This window comes from Acinetobacter sp. NBRC 100985 (assembly GCF_000241225.1).
Taxonomy (GTDB): domain Bacteria; phylum Pseudomonadota; class Gammaproteobacteria; order Pseudomonadales; family Moraxellaceae; genus Acinetobacter; species Acinetobacter venetianus.
Genome location: NZ_BAEB01000033.1, coordinates 21846 through 44582 on the forward strand (window position 1 = coordinate 21846; position 22737 = coordinate 44582).

Below are 22737 nucleotides of genomic sequence, written 5' to 3' on the forward strand. Positions count from 1 at the left end.
AACTGGTCTGAACAGATAAAAATCAATAAAATTTATAAAGCAATATTTATCAATTAATTAAAAAATAAAATCTATAAAAAAAATAATTTTGGCTCAATTTTCGCATAACTGGTCTGAACTGTTGTTTATTTTTGAAGACCAGCTATGAACTATAATGCAAACTATAGTCCTAAACTTTCTAATGAAGATCTCGTACCAGCTAAGCAAAACTGGACTTGGTATAATATTTTCTCCTTCTGGATGTCTGATGTACACAGTATGGGAGGCTACGTTGTTGCGGCGAGTTTATTTTCATTAGGTCTTGCTAGCTGGCAAGTTCTACTCGCATTGCTTGTTGGTATCATGATCGTTCAAATTGCGGCGAATCTCGTTGCAAAACCGAGTCAAATCTCAGGTGTGCCTTATGCTGTGATTTCACGTCAAGCTTTCGGAATTTACGGTGCGAACATCCCAGCCCTCATTCGAGGTTTGATCGCAGTTTCATGGTACGGCATTCAAACTTGGTTAGCCTCTAATGCTCTCATGATGGTTCTATTGAAGTTTTACCCTTCCTTACATCCATTCGCATTGACCGAGTTTGCTGGTTTAAGCACAATTGGATGGATTTGCTTTGCTTTCATGTGGATTTTACAAGCCTTGGTTTTCTGGAAAGGAATGGAAACCATCAAAGTATTCATCGACTGGGCTGGACCAATGGTCTATGTCGTAATGTTGGCACTCGCTTTATGGCTCGTCTGGAAAGCTGGTTGGCATAATATTTCCTTTAACCTCAGTGATAAACAACTCACTTTAAACCAACAGATAATGCAAACTATTGTCGCGATTGCCCTAGTTGTCTCCTATTTTTCAGGGCCATTATTAAATTTTGGTGATTTTTCTCGTTATGGCAAAGACATGAAACAGGTCAAACAAGGGAACTTTTGGGGACTTCCGTTCAACTTCATTTTCTTCGCTATTATTGTGGTAATGATCGTTTCAGGAACATTTAGTGTTTTCGGTAAAATGGTACATGATCCATTGGAGACCGTCGCAATGATGGATAATGGTCTTGTCATTGTATTAGGCTTATTGACTGTATTAACTGCAACAATTGGAATCAATATCGTTGCCAATTTTGTTTCAGCGGGTTTTGACTTTTCAAATCTTGCCCCCCGTTATCTCAACTTTCGTAGAGCAGGCATGATTGCAGCGGTGGGTTCCATCTTCATCACGCCTTGGAATTTATTTAATTCACCTGAACTAATCCACTACACACTTGATACGCTTGCCGCTTTTATCGGACCTCTTTTTGGCATCTTGCTGACTGACTTCTATTTTATTCACAAACAAAATGTAGTTGTCGATGACCTATTTAACGATAAGCCGACAGGTCATTATTACTACCAAAAAGGGATTAATAGAAAAGCAGTCATTGCATTGATAACATCTGTCAGTATTGGTCTGATGTTGGTTCTTATCCCGAGTTTACAATTCTTGGCACCATTTAATTGGTTTATCGGCGTACTGTTTGGCGGGACTTTTTACTATACAATTTCTCGAGAAACGGTAAGCGCGAAAGTGAAAAAGTTTGCTTAATACGCAAGGCTAAAGAAATGGATAAGCCATTAGTTTTCGGATTAATGGTTCTAGTATCTAATCTTGTTTGATTTTAATTTGTGGAAACTGAAATCCTCGACATGATGGCTCTGCACGCCAAGCCACTGTTACCACAATATTCTGATTTAAAATAAAATTTTGATATGCAAATGTTCCAATCATCGGATGAGTACACATTCCTCCATTTTGTTCAGGATGAACGTTTGTATTCAAACTATTTAAATCCAAACGAATACCCAAACCAGACGCTTTTAATATCGCTTCCTTGGTTGTCCAGACCTTAAACCAATATTCCCTGTCTTGTCCTTGCTGTTGCCAAGTTTTGTATTCATCTACATGAAAGGCATGTTGTGCAAAGGCATCAAATCTTATTTTCCGCCCTAATTCTTCAACATCTACACCAATATCTTTCACCTGTTGACTCATGACCAAAGCATAATATTCATGACTGTGAGAGTGATTAAAGTGAAGATGGTGAGATGATAAAAAAGGTTTACCATGCTCATGCTTAGAAAATATGAGTGTATTCTTATCACAATTCAATTGCTTTGCTAAAAGCTGATTACGATACGCCTGAATCTGTTCTTTTTTATAAACATTAAAATCACGAAAGCTAGGAAAGTCTGATTTAGTTTGAGTTAAAAGTTGAGCCAAAGCATGTATATGCAACTGAATCTCACGTGTCATCATTGGCTCAACTCAATCAAAAATTAGAACTTAACAATATCACCTTTTAAAGCAACGCCAGCCACAGCCATGCCCTTATGACATTCATAGGTAGTAGAGCTTTGATTTTCATTCTTTTTATAATAACTTACGATATTTGTTACAGCATTTGCACCACGTGCTTTTGCAGCCTTATCCAACTGAATAAGTGCCGAACGAAGCACCCAGTCACAAGCTTTTTCAGCTGATTTTCCGAAACCGTTGGTCTTTTGATTAGTCACAATTTCTTTTTCGAGAACTCGTCCGCCAGATTTATTCCCCTTCAAATAAAATTTCACAGAGCCATCTAAAGTTCCATCAGCCACAGCTCGATCAACTGCTGATTTAAAATCAAAATGATGTACAGCATCCGCAGCATGAACTGATGCTGTAAAACCTGTTGTTAAAACTGCTGCTAAAAATATTTGTTTAATTGACATTCTTATGCCCCTTATTATGTTCCACGTTTAAAAATAAGTGAGGTATTGATTCCCCCAAAAGCAAAGTTATTGCTCATCATAATATTGATATCGCTCACTCTAACTTGCTGAGTAATATAATCTAAATCACCACATTGTGGATCAACTTCATCCAAATTCAAAGTTGGAATTAATTCTCCGCGGTGCATCATTTCGATTCCTAACCATGCTTCAATTGCACCACAGGCACCTAAAGTATGACCAAAGTAGCTTTTGAGTGAGCTGATAGGTTTACGGCCTAATATACGAGCCGTCGCTTGGCTTTCGGCAATGTCACCTTGATCAGTTGAAGTTCCATGTGCATTCACATAGTCGATCTGACTCGCATCTAAAGCAGCATCTTTAAGCGCCATTTGCATACATTGCCCCATTCTCTCTGTATCGGGCTTGGTTACATGTTGTCCATCAGTATTACTGGCATAGCCTAAAATCTCAGCATAAATTTTGGCGCCACGCTGTTTGGCATGCTCATATTCTTCAAGAATCAAACAGCCAGCACCTTCTCCAATCACTAATCCATCTCGCTGACTGTCAAATGGACGCGGTGATTTTTCAGGTTGATCATTCATCCCACTGGTTGCTAATAGAACATCAAAAACTGCAGCACCAGCAGCACTCAACTCCTCTGCTCCACCAGCAATCATTACCGTTTGTTTGCCATATTTAATGGCTTCATAAGCCTGCCCAATTGCCATTGATCCTGATGTACATGCACTTGAGGTTGGTAAGGTTAAACCTTTTAAACCAAAGTAAACCGTCATATTCACAGCACTAGTATGTGACATCATGCGGATATACGTTGTTGCATTGATCTTACTCATATCCTGATCAATCAACATATTGCCAAACTCACGAACGGCATCAACACTCCCAGCAGACGAGCCATACGCAACGCCAGTCTCCCCATTTTGTAAGACATCATTGCCAAGTAATCCAGCATCTTGTAACGCATTTTCAGCACTAATCACCGACATCAATGCAACACGTCCCATACCACGGGTGACTTTACGATTAAAATGTTTTGCGATCTGAAAATTGGTCACTGGACCAGCAAGTTTGGTTCTGAGATCTGGATACTGTTCCCAGTCAGGCATATAGCAAATACCACTTTTACCTTCATGAAACTTAAGAAAAATTTCATCTGCTGTTTCACCTAATGAGGTAATCCCAGCCATTCCTGTAACAACAACACGCTTCATTAAATTAAGCCCCCATTCACCGAAATCACTTGGCGAGTGATATAAGAAGCATCATCAGAACATAGGAATTTCACGACATTTGCCACTTCATCCACATGCCCCATGCGTTGCATTGGAATCATTTTTAAGGCGTGTTGTTTTACTTCTTCTGTCACCATCTCTGTTTCAATTAAACCTGGAGCAACACAGTTTACGGTGATTTTGCGTTTGGCAAGTTCTAAAGCCAAAGCTTTGGTTGCACCAATCAAACCTGCTTTTGCAGCGCTGTAATTCACTTGACCACGATTCCCCATGACTCCCGAAACAGAAGATAACGTCACAATGCGTCCACCTTTGCGCAAATGAATCATTGGCATAATCAAAGGTTTGAGTACGTTATAGAAACCATCCAATGACGTCGAAATCACCTCATCCCAATCGTTGTCGGTTAATGCTGGAAATGCCCCGTCATGCGTTAAACCCGCATTCAAGACAACGCCATAAAAAGCACCATGCTGTTCCACATCTTGTTCTAATATCGCTTTGACAGATTCACGCGCATTCACATCAAAAAGTAAATAATGACTGCTTCGTCCTAATTGCTGAATTTGTTCAACCACCTGTGCTGCTTCAGTCTCACGAGAACGTGCATGAATCGTGACATCAAACCCAGCCTGAGCTAATTGCAATGCAATTGCTTTACCTATGCCACGGCTTGAACCCGTCACCAATATTCTTCTACTCATTGTTATTCCCAAATTTATAACGCTAATGTCGATTGATCTGTTGGTTCATACACACTTAACATGGCACTTATCACATGCTCATCACAGTGAATCTCACAAAAAAATTGACCTAAACCTTCGTGTAAATACTGTTGTTCAACCCGAATCTTCAAAAGTTGACCGATTTTAAAATATGCAAAAGGCAACTGTAATTTACGAGTCCCTAGTAGGAAACCAACTTTAGGTTCCTGCTGTAATTGCTGTCCTCTCCATCCAGAGTAAGCACTAATGGTTTGCGCCATAATCTCAATACTGGCCCAAGTTGGTAATCCATCAGTTTCACAAAACATTAACTCTGGTGTAATGGTCAACTCAGCAACCGCATAGCCCTCATTTGCTTCCACAATATGGTCAATGAATACCATCGGCTGCTCATGTGGAATATATTGAATTGCATCAAGTTTCATTTATTTTCCTACACCAAATAATAAACTGATATTGCTACCACCAAAGGCAAATGAATTACTCATGACATATTGAATCGCAGTCGAAGGCTGTTGTTGCTGTACATAATTTTGATCTGCTAACGCTAGATCAATTTTTGTATCTTGATGAGATGGCAACCAGTCCTGATCTTTGAGTACTTGCATACAAATGAATGCTTCAATCGCTCCAGCCGCCCCTAGACAATGACCTGTTTTATGCTTAGTACTACTTAAAGGAACATTCACATCTTTGAAAACCCTTCGAACAGCTTTAATTTCCATTGCATCATTTTGAGGTGTTGCTGTGCCATGCAAATTGACATATCCAATTTGCTGGGATGAAACATCTGCTGTATCCAACGCGATTTGCATTGCTTTTTCAGCGCCTAAACCTTCTGGATGCGGTGCTGAGATATGCCATGCATCCATCGACTCACCAACACCATAAAGCATGATCGGTGCTTGATCTTTAGTTAATAAAAATAAGGCTGCAGCTTCACCGATATTAATTCCATCTCGATCTACCCCACACGGTTGGCATATGTCAGCGGAGAGACTTTCCAAACTATTAAAGCCATTTAATGTGAGTTGACATAAGGTATCAACGCCCCCCACAAGCACGGCATCGGCTAAATCAGCTTGAATCAGGCGTTGTCCTGCTGCAAAAGCCTTTGCACTTGAAGAACACGCTGTTGAAATTGTATAAGCAGCGCCTTGCCAGCCCAAATAAGATTGCAATGCTTTGCTCAAACATCCCATTTCTTGAGATATATGCGAAATATCTAGTGCTGTATTTCCTTCGAAATATTGCTTAAGTAAGGTTTCACTATCAGAAATTCCTGACGTTGATGTTCCAACCACAATACTCAATCGTTTTGGACTGATTTCTGCTATAGCAAGCTTTAGCGCTGTTTCAATCTTCTGCAAAGCAGTCAAAGCAAAGCGTAAATTTCGAGAATCAAAAGCTTTTAAATTATCAGGAATATTTTTGATCAAGGATTCAGTATAACGCCCTACCCAAACTGGACGATCAGCTAAAAAACCTGTTTCTAAGTTTAAGGTATTTTCAGATTGAATCAGTCGGTCACGAACGTGTATAGGTGTAGAACCTAATGCAGAAAGTCCGACACTCACAGGAATACCAACCGCTTGGAATTGAGATTTTTTCGATATAGTCTGACTCATGGCTGCACCGCTGATTCTGATTGCTCGGCATTTAATGTATTTTCAATTGGGCTTAACGTCATACGATAAGGGACTTGAAGATTATCTAACTCAATCGTATTTACTTGCTTCTGAATCTTTAATATCGATTTTCCATCGATGAAAACTTGCTGTTGATTTTCTATGGACTGTACTTTCACGTTCTTTTGACCCAGCTGATCAAACCTTGGATAAGTTGCAAATAGCAGGTCGCGCACGACAAACTCAAACGGCAATAAACGCATTTGTGGAATTCGCTGTTGTACCGTAACCGTTTGACCATCAAATTGAAGTTGAAATAAGGGCTGGCCCGTCAAAGCTAACGCAACAAAACTAAGCTGCTGTCCTTGCTGTTGTTGATACAATAAAAAGCTAAAACTCTTATCTTTCCATTGCACTTCAACTTGGTCTTGTCTTTGATAGTGTTGAGCGCCCCACTGGCTGCTTTGCAAGCCCTGTGCATGAGGTGTCAGCTGGCAACCACTTACCCCTAAAACGCTACAACACAATAAAGCGATCCATATTCGTTGCATATTAAATCTCTAAAGCTTGCTCTTGTGCTAAGCCTTCACGGCAATATTCAGCTAAAGTCCCTAAACGTCGTTTCGCATTTTTATGGATTGGATTCTGATCATCCCATGCATAACCAGCCAATAAAGAAGAGATCATTCGACGTATACTTTCATTTTGATTGCTTGAAAATACCACATCTTGGAACTCCCCTTCATACCAAGATTCCACATAAGCACGGAACACGTTAATCCCTTTGCGTAATGGTATTTCATACGCATGCATCCAATCCACGTGTTCACCTTGCAACACACGATCAAGTAGCGGAACTGCCAGACTAGAAGATTTTAATGCAATCGTCACACCAGAAGAAAATACAGGATCAAGAAACTCTCCTGCATTACCCAATAATGCATAATTAGAACCTGCCAAATGCTTTACATTTGCTGAGTAACCAACCAATGTTCTAATAGGCGTATCAAATTTGGCTTGGGCTAATAGCTTAGATAGACTTGGATCATCAGCCAAGATTCGTTTGAGTAAGGCTTCAGGCTCATTTTGTGTTGCATCTTGGACATGATAATGATCAAAGAAATCTTGTTCAGCGACAACACCAAAAGATGCACGTCCATCTGCAAACGGAATTAACCAATACCATGCACGGCGGTCTTTTTCATGTACCGTAATTAAAATCTTTTCACGGTCAAAATCGCCCTGATCATTAATTCTATCTTCAATATGTGTAAACAGCGCGCGACGAACTGGAAAATCTGAAGGACTTTCTAAATCTAAAAGCTTTGGTAAAATTCGACCAAAGCCACTCGCATCTAATAAAAATTTAGCCTGAATCTGATATTGCTGTTGATGCTCATCTAACACGGTTAACAAAGGCTGCTGTACATCCACATTGACAGCAATCACTTCATGCCCAAAGCGAATATCAGCACCATATGCCTGCGCTTGCTGAGCTAGCAAATGGTCAAAGTCAGCACGACGAACTTGCCATGTGGTGCCAGGACCTTCAGTAAACTTTTCTGTAAAATTATAATGACTACGCTTATGTCCACAGAGGAAAGCTGCACCATTTTTAAATTGGAAAGCATGTTCTTGCACATGTTCACGAACTGCATCCAATAAGCCCGCTTCTTCCAAAAATACCATGCACTGCGGTAATAAAGACTCACCGATTGAAAAGCGTGGAAAATATTGCTTTTCAATAATGGTCACCGCATAGCCTTTTTTTCTAAGCAAAGCTGCAGCCGAACTTCCTGATGGACCAGCACCAATAATAACCACATCAACTTGTTCTATTTTATTCATCATTACCCCTAAAAAATTAAAATCTTTTAATGCTCTTGTAAATTCACAATATGTTCTCGATCAGATGGTGTTAATAAAGTTGCATAAATAAATGAAAAAATTACACCCAGTAAAACAGTAATCCCAAAGCAATGAATCGCATAGGTTTGACTCAACGATAACAAGCCAAAACCCAATAGGGTCGACATCATACACAAAAATAATGCCATGCCAACTACTTGAGGATGATCATGCCCATGTCGATAGAAAATCGCATAATCCACGCCAATTCCAATGATTAAGAATGTTCCCATGATGCTAAATAAATTAATTTCTACTCCCATCCATGCCTGAACAGCAAAGGTGCTCAACAAAGCCAAACTCACAGGTAAAACTAACGGCATGACTGAACGCTTGCCGTATACCAATCCCAATATAATTGCTAGGCCCAACAAGGCATAGATCAATAACGATTCCGCCTGTATACGATGCTGTTTGAATAATGCAGATAATTCACTGACGGGTTGCTGAAGGGTGACATCATCATTTTGCAGCGCAAGTAAATCGGTATTGTCTTGTACCCCATTCAACATCACCAACCGCTCTGTCGGACTGACTTGCAGAAATGCTAATGGATGCTGCTGAAAAATTTGTTCATTCAATAATGGTTGCTGCTTTAGTTGCTGCTGCCAACGTAATATATCCGATAAGTTTAAACTTAAACTCGTCGCATATGATCTCAGCGCCGTTTCAGGAATCTGTTGGAGTAACTGCACATTTTGTTGCTGCTGCGCTAAAGGTGGAATCCATTGACCTAAAGCCTGAAAGCTTTCCAGTTTTGACTGATTTTTTAAAGCTTGTAACTGCTGAATCAGCTTCGCTTCATGTTGTTCCAGCTCAGCACTCGTTTTACCATGAACTACAAAATAATCACTACTTTGCTGCTGGGCAAAGCGTGAGCGAATGTATTGGTCTTGCTGTTTGAGTTTGGCATCCATACTTTGTAAGTTACGAATGTCATCATTGGACTGTAAAAATAATAGGCTCAAGCCACCCAGTACAATTACACTAAAAATTAAGCCATAGCGTACTTTATGATGTTGTTGAAACCATTCTCTCGCTTGACCAATCCAAGCTAAATGACGAATCGCAGGTTGTGCATTAAGTGCAGGCAACCTTGGCAACAACAACACGCTTGTCACCCATGCCGCAACTAAACCAACAATCGAGAAAACTGCAATCTGTCTAAAAGCAGGAAATGGAGTAAAGCTTAGAAAAATATAGGCCACGACAGTTGTCATTAAACCCATAAATAAACTTGGTAACAATGGTATAAGGATTCGGAATCCATTCATCTGACGATGCTGTGATTGCATCGCCATAAAATAAAAAGAGAAGTCGACACAAACCCCTATCAGGCTCGCCCCAAAGACTAAAGTCATTAAATGGATTTCACCAAAAACCAAATGCGTCACGGCAAATGCCAGTAAACTTCCAGTTGAGACTGCAATAAACTCTGTGAGCATGGGTCTGAATGAACGAAAGCCAAACCAAACCAATAAAATCAGACCTATTGTTGAACCAAAACCAATCGTTGAGATTTCTTGTTTCGCGGACTGTGTTCCAAAGTTAGAAAAGAGAATCGTCCCCGTCCAATGTGATTTTACTTGCAAGGTAGCAAGCTGTTGCTGTATTTGCTCAGTCCATGCGGTCACTTGCTCTTGATAATCAATATTATAAGGGCTCTGTTTTAGCTCTAGTACCAATAAACGCGAAATCTGCTGATCATCATGAATCGTGGCAAAACCATGTTCAAGTTCAATATTGCCTGACGCTTGTTGCGTTACCACATTCAACATATAGCGAGGAAACAACATCAACGGATCTTGTTGCAAGGATTCCGCAGTGATCGGCATGCCTACACTCATCAACTGCATCAAACTTTGTTCAGTCAATGCCTGATAATCTTGTTGCTGTAAATACTCACGATCTTGCTGACTGAGTAAACCAGTACGATGAAGATATAACTGTTTAGAAAACTGTTCTAGATCCAATTGTGGCTTTAAAGGTTTCCACAATGCATTCTGTTGTAATTGTTTTTCAAATAACTGCGTTGCTTGCTCTAAACTCTGCTGATTCTTACTTTCTAAGACAACAAATACTTTTTGATTGAGCTGATCGCTCATATATTGCTGAGTTTTCGCGAGTTCTGGATTCTGCTGCGTTTCTGGTAAAAGCGCAAAGATATTGGTTTGGATATGAATATCTTTTTTCAGCCATGCAATCGCTAGTGTCAGTGCGACAACGGTTAATAACACTAACCAAATGGCAGTACACTTATTTTGCCAATTGGAAAAGCGCATCTTCAGCAGCCGTCAGTTGATGGGGTTGAGTCGTTTGATTTCGGAATAAAATTGTTGTGCTGTTATTGGCTTTTTCTTGAATTACAATCTTATCGACATATTGTTGTCCTTGAGCATCAATACGTACAAATAACTTTTTAAATAATGATGACTTTGGTGTGAGCGCAATGTTCCAACCTGACGGACTATAATTGACTGACACGACATGAAAATTCTTTGATAAAGCTTTTTCATCGCCCGACATGAGCTGTAAAAACAAAGTTGCTACTGAACTATAAGGTGATTGATCAATTTGAATCTGACTATAAGTTCGTTGGGTTTTTTGAACCAGTTTTTTTTGAGTCACGATCAAATCGGCCTGAACAGGTCGCTTGATTTGCCATAGCACACCATTTGCTTTTACAAAACTTAGTGAACCATTAGACACAAAGGTTTTATTTAAACTGGCAAGCTTCTTTTGTTGCTCAAATTCAGCACGAACAATATTGCTTTTGGATAACTGCTTAAAAATCGTCGAAACTTGCTCATTATTGGCTGAAGCAACAACACTGAGACCCAGTATAGATATGAATAATAGTGTTTGTAGGATGACTCGCTGGGTTTTATTTCGTAGCGAGGTCAAGACATTTAAAATCGAAATCTTAAGCATTGCCACGCTCCTGAAACTGATCCCACGCATTTAAACAATCAAATAAAACCTGTGGCGACTGAAAACACATCTCTCGTGTTTCCATATTCACAGCAACTTGAGTGGTATAACCTTTGGTTAAACGTCGTCCTGTCGTCGCATCAAGGATCAAATATTCAATCTTTAAGCGGTTTTCCCATTCTTTTAGGATGGCACGCACACAGATCTTTTGTTCAAATTCAATTCCTTGTACATAACGAACATGGCTTTCGATCACAGGCCATGCATATCCCGATGCACGCATTTGATTGTAGTTATATCCAAATTGCTCCAATAACTTACAACGTGCAATTTCGAAATACTTCAAATAGTGCCCATGCCAAACCACATTCATGGTATCGACATCATGGAATGGAATTTCAATGATTACATCTGCTTGCATGCCCGTCTCCTAAGCATTTACTTGGAACTGATTTAACAGTTCAAAGTTGTCGAAACGATCAATGATTTGTTGCAATTCAGTTTGCAACGGTCGATCTTCTTCGAGCAAGGCAAAACTATGTAACGTCCACTCCACAAAAGCTGTTAACGTCGGGCTAAGCTCAGTGACCATCCCTTTTAAATGAATGGCTTGTACACTGGCACAACACAAAGCAGCAAGCACTTGTTGCGTCAAGGTAATCACACGTGTCGCATCACGCGCTGCAATCGTTCCCATACTGACTTTATCTTGGTTATGACATTCAGTTGAGCGAGAGAAAATAGAGGCTGCCAAGGTTTGTTTCAAAGCTTCAGCAGTCCAAGCCGAAACACCAATCTGAACCGCTTTAAAACCATGATTCAGAGGTAAACGCTCAGTAGTCGCACCAGTTAGGTTACGCGCTAATCCATGATTCATTTTATGGTCAACTAACTGAGCAATTTGGCGATCCATTAAATCAGCAATATTGGCAATCATAATCTTTAAGCTATCCATAGCTTGAGCAATATGCCCACCATAAAAATGCCCACCATGTAATACACGTAGATTCACAGGGTCAATCAACGGATTGTCATTACTTGAATTCAATTCATTCTCAATGAATTGACGCAGCCATGTTTTAGAATCTTCAAATACCCCAACAATATGAGGAGCACAACGTAAAGAATAACGATCTTGTAAACGCGGACTTTGGTGTGCAGTTTGAACTTCACTATTCAACCATTCACGCAATTGCAGTGCAATTTGCTGTTGCCCTTGATGTGGTTTCTGAGCAAATAAAACTTCATCAAAATGACTCGGATTACCCTCTAATGCCAACACATTTAAAGCTGTCACCAAGGTACTGGTCAGTGCAATTTGTTCCGCTTTTTTATAGTTTAAACATGCAATAGCCGTCATGACTGCTGTGCCATTCATCAATGCCAAACCCTCTTTAGGGCGTAACGTGATTGGCTGTAATGCTTTTTCTGCATAAACCTGCGCAACCGGTACAATCTGCCCCTGAGCGTAGACATCACGCTCGCCAACCAATGCACCAGCAATATAGGATAGAGGGGTCAAATCACCACTTGCACCAACAGAACCCTCAGATGGAATCACAGGAATGATATTTTCATTCAGCATCCAGACCAAACGTTCTAACAATGTCAATGAAACACCAGAGTAACCACGCGCCAACGAACACAATCGTGTTACTACAACCGCACGAGCAGTAATCAAGTCAAGGTTCTCACCCAAACCACAGCCGTGGAAACGCGATAAATGTAATGGTAGCTCATTGACTTGATGCATTGGGATTTCTACCAGACAGGAATCTCCATAGCCCGTGGTCACACCATAAATCACACCTTCATCTAGTAACAACTGATCTAGGAAGTCCGCACCACGCTGAATCAAATCACGCCATGCTGTACTTTCAGGCAATACCACTTGATATTCTTGTCGAGCCACAGCAACAACATCTTCAATACTCAGTGCCTGTTCACCGACAACGAGCGTCGGTTTGACCATTGCTTCAATTTGACTTGCATTCACGTTATTTTGTCCAAAACTGATAAAAATTAAACCATTGATACGGCGCACGTAGGCAATGTTGCTCTAAACAGGCAATATATAGTTGTGTTACTTGCTGCATACCACTCAAACGATTTTTTCTTGGTAAATCAACCTGATCAGAAATATGATGAATATGCACTTGGAAATTTTGCTGCACACGATAGCAAAATACAGCCAAGACTGGCACTTTTAATAGATTGGCCAAGATCCATGCCCCTTGTGGCAAAGTCGCTGTCTCACCCAAGAATTCAACGTTCTGTACACGATCTGACTGTACAGGAACTCGATCTGCCGCCACGATCACCCATTCGCCCTGCTGCATTTTTTCTTGTAATAGAATCGCTGTTTCGATCCCTAACTCATCCACAGAGATTAAATTTACATCCGCTTTATCATTAATTTTTTTAAAAACTGATTAAATTGCGAAGCATGTTTTTGATAAACCAAAACATTAATCTTCTGCGGATGCTCGGACTTCACAGCACGTAACAACTCAATATTACCAAAGTGTGAAACAATAATAATCGTCCCTTTTTGATAGTGCTGTTGAAAATGTTCATGACCAAACAATTGTAATCTTTGTTCAGGAATATGCCCTAGCCAGCCCTCAATTTTATCGAGAATACACTCGCCAAATTGCATGAAATGCGTATAACTATTAGTCCATGTAGGCCGTGTCTGAAATGGAGACTGAGTGCCTGCAAAGCGATGTAAACGCTGTAAATATTGTAATGATGCCTGACGAGCAGTTACAGTGAATAACCAATACCACATGATAATAAAGTACAGCACAATCCGACATAACCAGCGCCCACCACAACGATAAAACCCTAGCATTAACATCAGTGGCAACAGTCCACCACGTTCTTTGATGTCGTGCCAAGTGTCACTAGCGCTTTGCGGAGAATCCGTCATTGGTCAGCCTTAACTTTTTGCCAAATGAGTTTAGGAAATCGAATGAGCATCCCAGCAAAGAGCGTCGCATGTGCTTTACTTAACCCAATATTATCGCGCCATACATCAAAATGTGAGACGCCATGTTCTGGATAAATCACAGGTGTAGGAACATTAATGAACGGTGTGTTATCCCATTTTAAACGCACTAGAATCTCACTATCAAAGCCCATTCTCGGTTGGAATCTTGCTTTATCCAAAATCGGAATAGTTTTGTTTAGCGGATAAATTCTAAAACCACACATGCTGTCTTTAATTTCAAAAGATAGACTATTTAGCCAGACCCAAATATGAGTTGCATATCGTCCGTATAAGCGTTTTTTAGGAACAGAAGCATCGAAAATCGGCTGACCAATGACCATTGCTTGAGGCTGTTGTTGCGATATTTGGAAAAACTTCGCCACATCATCCCAATGATGTTGTCCATCTGCATCAAGTTGTAAAGCATGTGTCATTCCAATCTGGGCAGCATAACGTAGACCCGTGATCACCGCTTGACCTTTGCCCTGATTCACCTCATGTTCAACTAAGTAAACCAACTCATTTTGTTGTTCTAATTGACGTAAAATCAACGTACATTCAGCATTACTACCATCATTTACAAGAATAATCGGATACTGAAACTGTTCGAGATGATGCACCAAATCAGCTAAATAATACGGATGATTATATACTGGAATAACAATACTATATTTCAACATGCCTGAAATCCTATAACCCATCAACAGCAAACAGCAGACGTCCAGATGCAAGTGTCGCTTGTTCTGTTGTCATCTCAAAACTTACTTTATGCTCTTTGCGGCTTAATTTGAGCTTTACGACCGTATAGGGTCGAATCAAATTCTGAAACTTTAATTGCTCAAAACCCTGACACCAAATTAAGTCTGGCCAAATATCTTTTGCAAACTTTTGAATAAAACTGATTTGCCCTACCCCAGGGTAAATGGGTTGATGTGGGAAGTGCCCTTTAAAGCATTCAAGCTCGGGAGGAAACTCTAGACTCAAATATTCACTGTCTAGTTCTTGCCACTGAGACAAAATAACGGGTTCTAACATCACTGAGAACAATGCCTTCAGATAATTTTTATTAATTTTCGATTGAGCGTTTTGTGGAATCTGACTTAAAAAACGCCACTGTCGAGGAATTGCAATTGATTCAAGTTGAAACTGAAGTTGTTGTTTGAGCTGTTTTATAAAAGCAGCTTTACCCATATCGCGCAACTGTTGTTGTGCTTCTACGCTCAAAACCACAATACAACCTAGCATCTGACGATTATGATGATCGAGTAATAACGTATGATTTTGCTCAACCTCACTCAACAGATTAATACTTTGTTCAATCGCGTCCAAACTCAAACGTTTTTCTTCAAGCTTTATAATGCGATCCAAACGCCCTAATAAATTAAACTGCTTCTGAGACACGTCACTCCATTCAGCAGCATCCCCTGTAACAATCCATCCTTGTTCACCCGCATGATTACTCATCACCATTAATTGGCTTTGTGCTGAGATCTGAATCTCGACATTATTAAAAGCAGTCCAAGCAGCATGATCTTCGCAACGATGAGCGATTCCGCCTGTCTCAGAACTCCCTAAAACTTCAATAATTGATACATTGAGATGATTTCGGACACCTACATCAAGCTTTCCACCAGAACTAAAGATCACTTCAGATTGTTTTAATAGCAGATCTTTGGTCCAACGTTTGAGCAAAGCTGGGCTAGAAATTACATAATTCGCCAACGCTCGCTGAGCCAAACAATCTTGGGCGTGAATCACATCTTCAGGGAAAGCCAATTGTGGATTGAAGAAACAACGCTGTGTCGCCAATGGCAGTAATAATTTAAACAGTAACCCATAAATATGTTGATGACTCACGGTCGCAATCGCCACGCATTGTTCATCAAGCTCAAAACTTTCAGCTAAGCCCCTAACTTCATTTAACAGCTGTATTAAAGTTCGTTCGATCTTTTTCGGCTCGCCAGTAGAACCTGACGTGTAAAAAATCATTTTTGTGCGACTTAAAAATGCTTCATTACATAGCTCAAGTAAGCTTGAATGATCTATCAAATGTTCAGATGTGGATAAAGTTTGTCTTGATAAAAAATAAATATTGTCTTGCTCAAACTTTTGTTCCAAATCTCTCACACGATTTGGAGGTAAGAGTATTGTTTTATTTGCGAGTAAGCCCGCAAATAAAAGCACAATAAACTCGTAACTATCTTGTTCCCATAGTGCCCACGTCTGTTGATCTAAACGTTTAATTTCGGTTGATTGCTTAACAACATCTTGCCAAAAAAATGCATAGGAAATATCTTGCAACTCAGAAGTAATACAAAAAATTTTAGCTAAATTAAAATCATTATAAAAATAAATAGGTGCAATCATTACCCAGAACCATTTAAGAATTTGTCTGATTTAAACGTTGATGGCGTTTCCGTAAAATGAACTCACCGAGAAACAAAAGTCCCATCAAAACATAAGAAACAAAACCATTATAAATGACCCAAAATTTTGTTGGGCCAAATACCGTCGCCAAAGCAATTGAAGCATTAAAAATAAAAAAGATGCACCAAACGATTGTCACTTTACGCGTCCACTCTACCCCTGATGCGGGTAAATCTGGCTCAACTAACCGCGCAAAGCGTTCAATCATCGAAGGTGGCTTGTATAATGTTATAGCAAAGATAAGTAGTGCACCTAAACTCATCCCAACAGGATAAAGCTTTAACCAAGCATGATTTTGTAAAATTAGACTTAGCCCACCACAGATAATCGCTAAGCCTGTGAGCGGTAACATTAAATCTTTTTTTGAACTAATAAGTCGGACAATACCTAAAATGACCAATAACCCACTCACCCAAACAAATTGTCCGTGAGATAGGCTCCAACCAACAATAAAGGGATACAGCACAAAAAAAGTGATCAGTATCCCTCTAAAAAAATGTTTCATTCAGCAGTCATATTCTGGATAACAACGACAACATCTTGTACTGTTCTAACCGCTTTAAAGTCTTCTGGTTTAACTTGTTTGCCAGTCAACTCTTTAATTTTTACCACTAAATCAACTGCGTCAATACTATCAACATCCAAATCTTCATATAAATTTGAATCAAGCTGAATGTCATCAGGTTCAATTTCAAATAGATCCTGCATCCATTCTCTTAATTTAGCCAGCACATGTTCTTGGGTTAACATTGATCTACTCCTTAAACTGCTTGCTGTGCTTCAACCAAAGCAACCAAGCTTTGAATTGATTTAAAATGTTGTTTAGTTTCGTCTGATTCTGCATTCAAATGAATGTTATAACGCTTTTTCAATGCAAGACCTAACTCCAAGGCATCAATAGAGTCTAAACCTAAGCCTTCTCCGAAAAGTGGTGCATCGGTTTCAATATCACTGATGCTGATATCCTCAAGTACGAGAACATCAATAATCATTTGTTTTAATTCATCAGCAAGATTGCTCATTTTTCGACAACTCATCTTTAAAAATTTGGTAAAAACTCTGATTCAACTGGCGCACCTGCTTAGGTGAAATTTCTGAATCAACTAAAATATCTTTAACTTCAATTGCATCCAGCACCTTAATTTCAATATGAAAAGGCTGTGACGGCACATGATACCATTTTTCATTTTTAGTTAAGGTAGATGGAGTACAACTTATCAAAACAGGGCGAATCGGCACATTGGCTCGAATTGCAATATTTGCTGCGCCGCGTTGAAACTCATTCAAACACTCACCTTTTTCAGTCCTAGTTCCTTCAGGAAAGATCAATAATGACGCTGCATTTTCTTCTTTTAAACGCTCGACACAATCTTCAATGAACTGCTGTGACCCCGCATTTAGAATGTAACCAGCACTACGTACAGCACCTCGAGTAAACGGATTAGACCATAAAGACTGTTTAACAACACAATTGGCCTGCTGCATCAATCCGATCATTACAACCACATCAATTAATGTCGGATGATTTGCAATAACTAATTCTTGACGACTATTTTCTAGCTTTTCTAAGCCCTCAATTGAATAGGTCATAATTCCTAATTTGACCATCATTTCAGTGAAGCCTTTAAAACTATATCGAATCACCTGCTGAGCGCGCTGTTGACGAGTCTCTGAATTACGACTTGTTAAATTTACAAGGGGAGCAACGACTGTTGCGATCCCTAGTCCGCCTGCACCAAAACTTGCAAAACTGAAACCTGTTGCAGCAACACGCCACGCATAATTAGCTTTTTTATTGATTTTATTGGCTTTTAGCATTTTTTCCATCTCACTGTAGACTGTGGAATATTTTCAGATTGCCAAAATTTGTAAAACGCTAAACTCTCTATTAAATCAGGATTAGATAAGTCAATGATTTCTAAATTGGGAGTTTCAAGGCTGACTACGCATGCTAAAGCATATGCAGGAAAATCATAGGCATCACGGTAAACATCGGGTAAAGCTTGATCATAGGACACGACTAAAACACGCTGTATTTCAGGTGATGATTTCAACACGGCATAGGCTTCTATTAAGGCTTCTGTCCATTCACAACTCAAACTTGTTGAAGGTGTATCATCTTGACATAAAATAGAATATAAGCCTGCAATAGCATTATGGACAGAAGTTGAAAATTGTGTTGGTGATGGCGTTTGACCTTGTAATACATCTTGTAGAATATCCAATGTTTTTTGTTCATCACCATATTTTGAAGCCCAAACAATATAGTCTACCCAACAGCCATCTAAAGCATTCAAAGCACTATTTAAAGCTATTTTCGCCAATGGAGATAAACGTCGACGTTGCATTGCAGGAACAGCACTAAGCGCAGCATAATCTTGCTGTGCATAAGTCAATGTCGGTTCCGTTAGATGTAACTTAAACATTCAATTTTGAATCCAAATATATTAAAAAACATTAAAACAAGGATTTTGAGCGGTGGCATTATAGCATTAGTACGAAATTTAACAAAAAATTATTTTACATACATATCAAACACTTAAATAAACAATATATTAGAAAAGCACAATGCTGACATAAATTATAAAGTTTAACTTAACAAATAAATGCATTATTAATTAATACTATTCATCTAAAAATACGCAATTAAAAAGCCCAAAGCAGAGTTTGGGCTTTTTGCTTCAAGATTAGCTTAACGCTTGTATTTCTTTTCTGCTTTTTTAAATTTCTGAACATAACGACGTTTACGTGCAGCAACGCGTTCATCCACTTGTGACTTACGTCCTTCAAATGGGTTTTCTGACGTTTTAAAGTCAATACGGACTGGTGTGCCCTCAAGCTTGTACACTTTGCGGAATACATTTTCTAAATAACGACGATAATCCGCTGGAGTCTTATCGACCTTGTTACCATGAATCACGATGGTTGGTGGATTTTGTCCGCCCATATGCGCATAACGCATTTTAATACGACGGCCACTGATCATTGGTGGCTGGTGAGCCTCTGTCGCATCACTTAAAATCTGAGTCAGTTTCGCAGGAGAAACTTTTAGATTTGCAGATTCATAAGCACGGTGAATCGATGGATAAAGCTCGCCCACACCCGTACCATGTAATGCCGAAATCAAATGGATTTTCGCCCATGGAATAAAGTCAAAACGACGTTCCACATCGAGTTTACATTGTTTACGATCATACTCGGTCATGTTGTCCCATTTGTTGATCGCAATCACCATGGCACGCCCTGCTTCAAGCGCGTAGCCAATCAAATGTAAATCTTGTTCAACAATACCTTCACGAGCGTCAACTACCACTACAACGACATGCGCATCTTTCATAGCTTGTAGTGTTTTAACGATCGAGAATTTCTCGATCATTTCATCAACTTTACCTTTACGACGAACACCCGCAGTATCAATCAAGGTATATTGACGACCATCACGCTCATAAGGAATATAAATTGAGTCACGAGTTGTACCAGGTTGATCAAATGCAACCACACGTTCTTCACCGAGTAAACGGTTGACTAAGGTTGATTTACCTACGTTAGGACGACCAATAATCGCTAAGCGTAAACCTGTATTTTTATTATGTTCATCTGGATTTTCATCTTCTGGAACCTCAGCCAATACTTCCTCAAGCATTTGCTGTACACCACGACCGTGGCTCGCAGCAACCTGCATTGGCTCACCCATACCGAGCTTATAAAACTCAACTAAGGCCGCTTCAGCGTGAACACCATCTACCTTGTTTGCAACTAAATGTACTTTCTTGCCTAAGGTACGAAGTTCACGTGCAATTTGCTCATCTGAAGCCAATAAACCTGCGCGTGCATCGACAACAAAAACGATAATATCTGCTTCATGAATCGCTGTTTTTGACTGCTCAGCCATGTACGAATCAATACCGCCTTCGCTCTCACCGATACCACCAGTGTCAACAACGATAAAAGATTTATTTTGATAAACCGCGTCACCATATTTGCGGTCACGAGTTAAACCAGCGAAGTCAGCAACCAAAGCATCACGACTTTTTGTGATTTGGTTAAATAGCGTTGATTTTCCGACGTTTGGACGACCAATGAGCGCAATAACGGGTTTCATAAATTAACCTTAATTCAGACGAGCCACGCTAGATGACATCGTATCAGAAATAGTATGGAAGATTTTGGTGATCACAGATCACAATAAAAATTCGGGGTTTTGTCTAAACAAATACCCCGATCATTCTTTTGTTAGCCATAGCTAATCGAATATTTTACCACAACAGAAGGTAAAATTAACGATTCTGCCAAATGCTTAATGCACCTTTTCGAGTCGACACATAAAGTTGATTGTCAATCACACGCAAGGTTTGCACTTCACCGCTAGTTTTTGCACGCCCCACTAACTTACCTGTTGTCGGATCAATAAGGTGAATCACTCCATCCAAATCGCCTACTACAAGGTTTTGACCAAGCATAACTGGATTGCTTAACTTACGGTTTAATAACTCTTCATTTTGCCAAACCAGTTCACCCGTAGTGAGGTTATAAGCATTCAACTTACCATCAACTGTTGATACAAATACTTTGTCATCAGCAACTTCAGGACGATTTGTACTGCTTGCATCTTCACTCCACACCACACGTTGTGAAGCCAAATCGGTTACTGTTACTTGACCTTGGAAGCTTGTTGTCACCAAGAACTGACCAGCAACAACAGGATCACCCACGATATCAATCAATCGCTGAATATCAGAACGGCCATCACTAATTGCAACACGGCGTTGGAAGCGAGGTACACCACTGATGATATCTAAAGCATAGATATAAGCATTTGCAGATGCGACTAACACTGTACGTTCATCTAACGCAACGGGTGCTGGCTGTCCACGTAAGCTAAACTGAACATTTGGAAGCTTATATGCCCAAACTTGCTGTCCAGTGACCACGTCATGCGCAAATACAGTACCGTCATTAGCAAGTGTGATAACACGACCTGACTCAATCAATGAAGGTGATAAAATCGCACCTGATAGCTGTGTCGTCCACTTTTGTTCACCAGTGGCTTGATCTAAAGCAAAAAGCTGCCCTTTACGGTTACCGATAACAACAACACCTTCACCAGCTTCAACACCAGCCGTCAGTTCTTGTTTCGTGATTTTACTTTTCCAAAGACGCTGTTTACCCTGATACGCAGAAACCTGACCATCTGGATCAATAGCAAAAATCACACCGTTATCCGTATCTAGCTGTAAGCGTAAAGCTTCAGCAGCGTTCGTTGAGGAAACGCTTTGAGAAAATACGAGGTTTAAATTTTGTTGTTGCGTGATTTTTGGCAATGGATTTGGTTTTGCTTCTTTTACTTTATTGCTCGAACATCCAACCAATAAAGCTGAAGCAATTGCAATCGCCAAAGGTAGTTTTAGTTTATTCTGCATTAAGACTCATCCACTTTGGTATCTACAATTGGGCTATCGATTTCAGGATCATCTACTAAAACGCCGACACTTTCGAGTTTAATTTGTAAAAGCTGACGTTCCTGTTTACGTTTAACGAGATCATCCCATGCACTTTGATACGCTTTACGAGCAGATTCATTGTCTTTCTTAGCAACATAAATATCACCACGAAGTTCATCGGCTGTTGCTTTGAATGATGGCTCAGTCACCGCTGTCAAAGTTTTTAAAGCATCATCATATTTCTTTTGTGCTAACTGAGCATCAGCCAAACGAAGTTTGACAATCTGTAACAGACCAGCATCTTTAATTTTTGAGTTTTCAACTTTTTTTAATGCTTTCTCAGCAGCAGCATAATCTTGCTTATCATACGCAACTTTAGCCAAAATAAATTGTGTTTGGATCGCTTGAACTGAATCAGGATCTTCTTTCACAATTTTATCTGCGGCTTCAGATAATGTTGCAAAAGCGTTCGGCTGACTTGAGGCAGCTTTTGCTTCGTCCATTAACTTTTGCACTTTGGCCGTTTGACTTTGAGCTTCAGTAAGATTCTTCTTTTGCCAATATTCCCATCCGAAAAAGGCAATCAGGGCAATGAGAATTCCGCTAATAATTGCAGAACCATATTTTTTGGCAAACGACTTTAACTGGTCGAGTTGTTCTTCATCACTTAAACTCATGTGATTGT

At 39.7% G+C, this 22737-nt stretch carries 23 protein-coding genes and 1 pseudogene; 1 reads left to right on the top strand and 23 read right to left on the bottom strand.

Annotation, left to right across the window (positions count from 1 at the left end):
* Positions 1 to 144 precede the first annotated feature (144 nt).
* Entirely contained in the window at positions 145 to 1575 is a 1431-nt protein-coding gene (locus ACT4_RS12335) for an NCS1 family nucleobase:cation symporter-1 (protein ID WP_007482673.1), read from the top strand.
* A 57-nt stretch (positions 1576 to 1632) separates the two neighbouring features.
* Here ACT4_RS12335 and ACT4_RS12340 read toward each other — a convergent pair whose 3' ends face one another.
* The 23 genes and pseudogenes from ACT4_RS12340 to ACT4_RS12450 form a co-directional block, all read right to left on the bottom strand.
* Positions 1633 to 2286, bottom strand: coding sequence for a 4'-phosphopantetheinyl transferase superfamily protein (locus ACT4_RS12340; protein WP_007482674.1), 654 nt, complete (start codon positions 2284 to 2286; stop codon positions 1633 to 1635).
* Positions 2287 to 2306: 20 nt separating this feature from the next.
* Positions 2307 to 2741 (bottom strand): hypothetical protein, encoded by a 435-nt coding sequence (locus tag ACT4_RS12345; protein WP_004877358.1) that lies wholly within the window; start codon positions 2739 to 2741, stop codon positions 2307 to 2309.
* 14 nt (positions 2742 to 2755) lie between these two features.
* Positions 2756 to 3979, bottom strand: coding sequence for a beta-ketoacyl-ACP synthase (locus tag ACT4_RS12350; RefSeq protein WP_007482676.1), 1224 nt, complete (start codon positions 3977 to 3979; stop codon positions 2756 to 2758).
* Positions 3979 to 4704, bottom strand: a complete 726-nt coding sequence (locus tag ACT4_RS12355) for a 3-ketoacyl-ACP reductase FabG2 (protein WP_034605138.1) — start codon at positions 4702 to 4704, stop codon at positions 3979 to 3981. Before ACT4_RS12355 ends, ACT4_RS12350 begins: the two co-directional genes overlap by 1 nt.
* 14 nt (positions 4705 to 4718) lie before the next feature.
* Complete coding sequence (locus ACT4_RS12360) at positions 4719 to 5150, bottom strand: hypothetical protein (RefSeq protein WP_007482678.1); 432 nt, start codon at positions 5148 to 5150, stop codon at positions 4719 to 4721.
* Positions 5151 to 6353 (bottom strand): beta-ketoacyl-[acyl-carrier-protein] synthase family protein, encoded by a 1203-nt coding sequence (locus ACT4_RS12365; RefSeq protein WP_007482679.1) that lies wholly within the window; start codon positions 6351 to 6353, stop codon positions 5151 to 5153.
* Positions 6350 to 6904, bottom strand: coding sequence for a DUF3261 domain-containing protein (locus tag ACT4_RS12370; protein ID WP_007482680.1), 555 nt, complete (start codon positions 6902 to 6904; stop codon positions 6350 to 6352). Before ACT4_RS12370 ends, ACT4_RS12365 begins: the two co-directional genes overlap by 4 nt.
* Before the next feature lies 1 nt (position 6905).
* Positions 6906 to 8201, bottom strand: a complete 1296-nt coding sequence (locus tag ACT4_RS12375) for an NAD(P)/FAD-dependent oxidoreductase (protein ID WP_007482681.1) — start codon at positions 8199 to 8201, stop codon at positions 6906 to 6908.
* A gap of 26 nt (positions 8202 to 8227) precedes the next feature.
* Positions 8228 to 10543 (bottom strand): MMPL family transporter, encoded by a 2316-nt coding sequence (locus ACT4_RS12380; RefSeq protein ID WP_007482682.1) that lies wholly within the window; start codon positions 10541 to 10543, stop codon positions 8228 to 8230.
* On the bottom strand, positions 10518 to 11192 hold the full coding sequence (locus ACT4_RS12385) for an outer membrane lipoprotein carrier protein LolA (RefSeq protein WP_007482683.1): 675 nt from the start codon (positions 11190 to 11192) through the stop codon (positions 10518 to 10520). Before ACT4_RS12385 ends, ACT4_RS12380 begins: the two co-directional genes overlap by 26 nt.
* Positions 11185 to 11613: a thioesterase family protein gene (locus tag ACT4_RS12390; protein ID WP_004877375.1), complete on the bottom strand. Its 429-nt coding sequence runs from the start codon at positions 11611 to 11613 to the stop codon at positions 11185 to 11187. The genes ACT4_RS12385 and ACT4_RS12390 overlap by 8 nt, the downstream gene beginning before the upstream one ends.
* A gap of 9 nt (positions 11614 to 11622) precedes the next feature.
* The gene (gene hutH / locus ACT4_RS12395) at positions 11623 to 13164 is read right to left on the bottom strand and encodes a histidine ammonia-lyase (RefSeq protein ID WP_034605149.1); all 1542 of its coding nucleotides are present in this window, start codon (positions 13162 to 13164) and stop codon (positions 11623 to 11625) included.
* A gap of 25 nt (positions 13165 to 13189) precedes the next feature.
* Positions 13190 to 14124 (bottom strand): annotated as a pseudogene (locus ACT4_RS12400) (acyltransferase).
* Positions 14121 to 14864: a glycosyltransferase family 2 protein gene (locus ACT4_RS12405; protein WP_007482687.1), complete on the bottom strand. Its 744-nt coding sequence runs from the start codon at positions 14862 to 14864 to the stop codon at positions 14121 to 14123. Before ACT4_RS12405 ends, ACT4_RS12400 begins: the two are co-directional and overlap by 4 nt.
* 10 nt (positions 14865 to 14874) lie before the next feature.
* Positions 14875 to 16551: an AMP-binding protein gene (locus tag ACT4_RS12410; protein ID WP_007482688.1), complete on the bottom strand. Its 1677-nt coding sequence runs from the start codon at positions 16549 to 16551 to the stop codon at positions 14875 to 14877.
* 13 nt (positions 16552 to 16564) lie between these two features.
* A complete protein-coding gene (locus tag ACT4_RS12415) occupies positions 16565 to 17116 on the bottom strand; it encodes a septation protein IspZ (protein WP_007482689.1) in 552 nt (183 codons plus the stop codon).
* Positions 17113 to 17361 (bottom strand): acyl carrier protein, encoded by a 249-nt coding sequence (locus ACT4_RS12420; protein WP_004877385.1) that lies wholly within the window; start codon positions 17359 to 17361, stop codon positions 17113 to 17115. Before ACT4_RS12420 ends, ACT4_RS12415 begins: the two co-directional genes overlap by 4 nt.
* An 11-nt stretch (positions 17362 to 17372) precedes the next feature.
* On the bottom strand, positions 17373 to 17633 hold the full coding sequence (locus ACT4_RS12425; RefSeq protein WP_004877386.1) for a phosphopantetheine-binding protein: 261 nt from the start codon (positions 17631 to 17633) through the stop codon (positions 17373 to 17375).
* On the bottom strand, positions 17617 to 18438 hold the full coding sequence (locus ACT4_RS12430; protein ID WP_017196675.1) for a 1-acyl-sn-glycerol-3-phosphate acyltransferase: 822 nt from the start codon (positions 18436 to 18438) through the stop codon (positions 17617 to 17619). Before ACT4_RS12430 ends, ACT4_RS12425 begins: the two co-directional genes overlap by 17 nt.
* A complete protein-coding gene (locus ACT4_RS12435; protein ID WP_007482690.1) occupies positions 18423 to 19037 on the bottom strand; it encodes a beta-ketoacyl synthase chain length factor in 615 nt (204 codons plus the stop codon). Before ACT4_RS12435 ends, ACT4_RS12430 begins: the two co-directional genes overlap by 16 nt.
* 266 nt (positions 19038 to 19303) lie before the next feature.
* A complete protein-coding gene (gene der, locus ACT4_RS12440) occupies positions 19304 to 20713 on the bottom strand; it encodes a ribosome biogenesis GTPase Der (RefSeq protein ID WP_007482691.1) in 1410 nt (469 codons plus the stop codon).
* A 175-nt stretch (positions 20714 to 20888) separates the two neighbouring features.
* A complete protein-coding gene (gene bamB, locus ACT4_RS12445; protein ID WP_004877394.1) occupies positions 20889 to 22031 on the bottom strand; it encodes an outer membrane protein assembly factor BamB in 1143 nt (380 codons plus the stop codon).
* On the bottom strand, positions 22031 to 22729 hold the full coding sequence (locus tag ACT4_RS12450; RefSeq protein ID WP_004877396.1) for a tetratricopeptide repeat protein: 699 nt from the start codon (positions 22727 to 22729) through the stop codon (positions 22031 to 22033). Before ACT4_RS12450 ends, bamB begins: the two co-directional genes overlap by 1 nt.
* Positions 22730 to 22737: the final 8 nt, after the last annotated feature.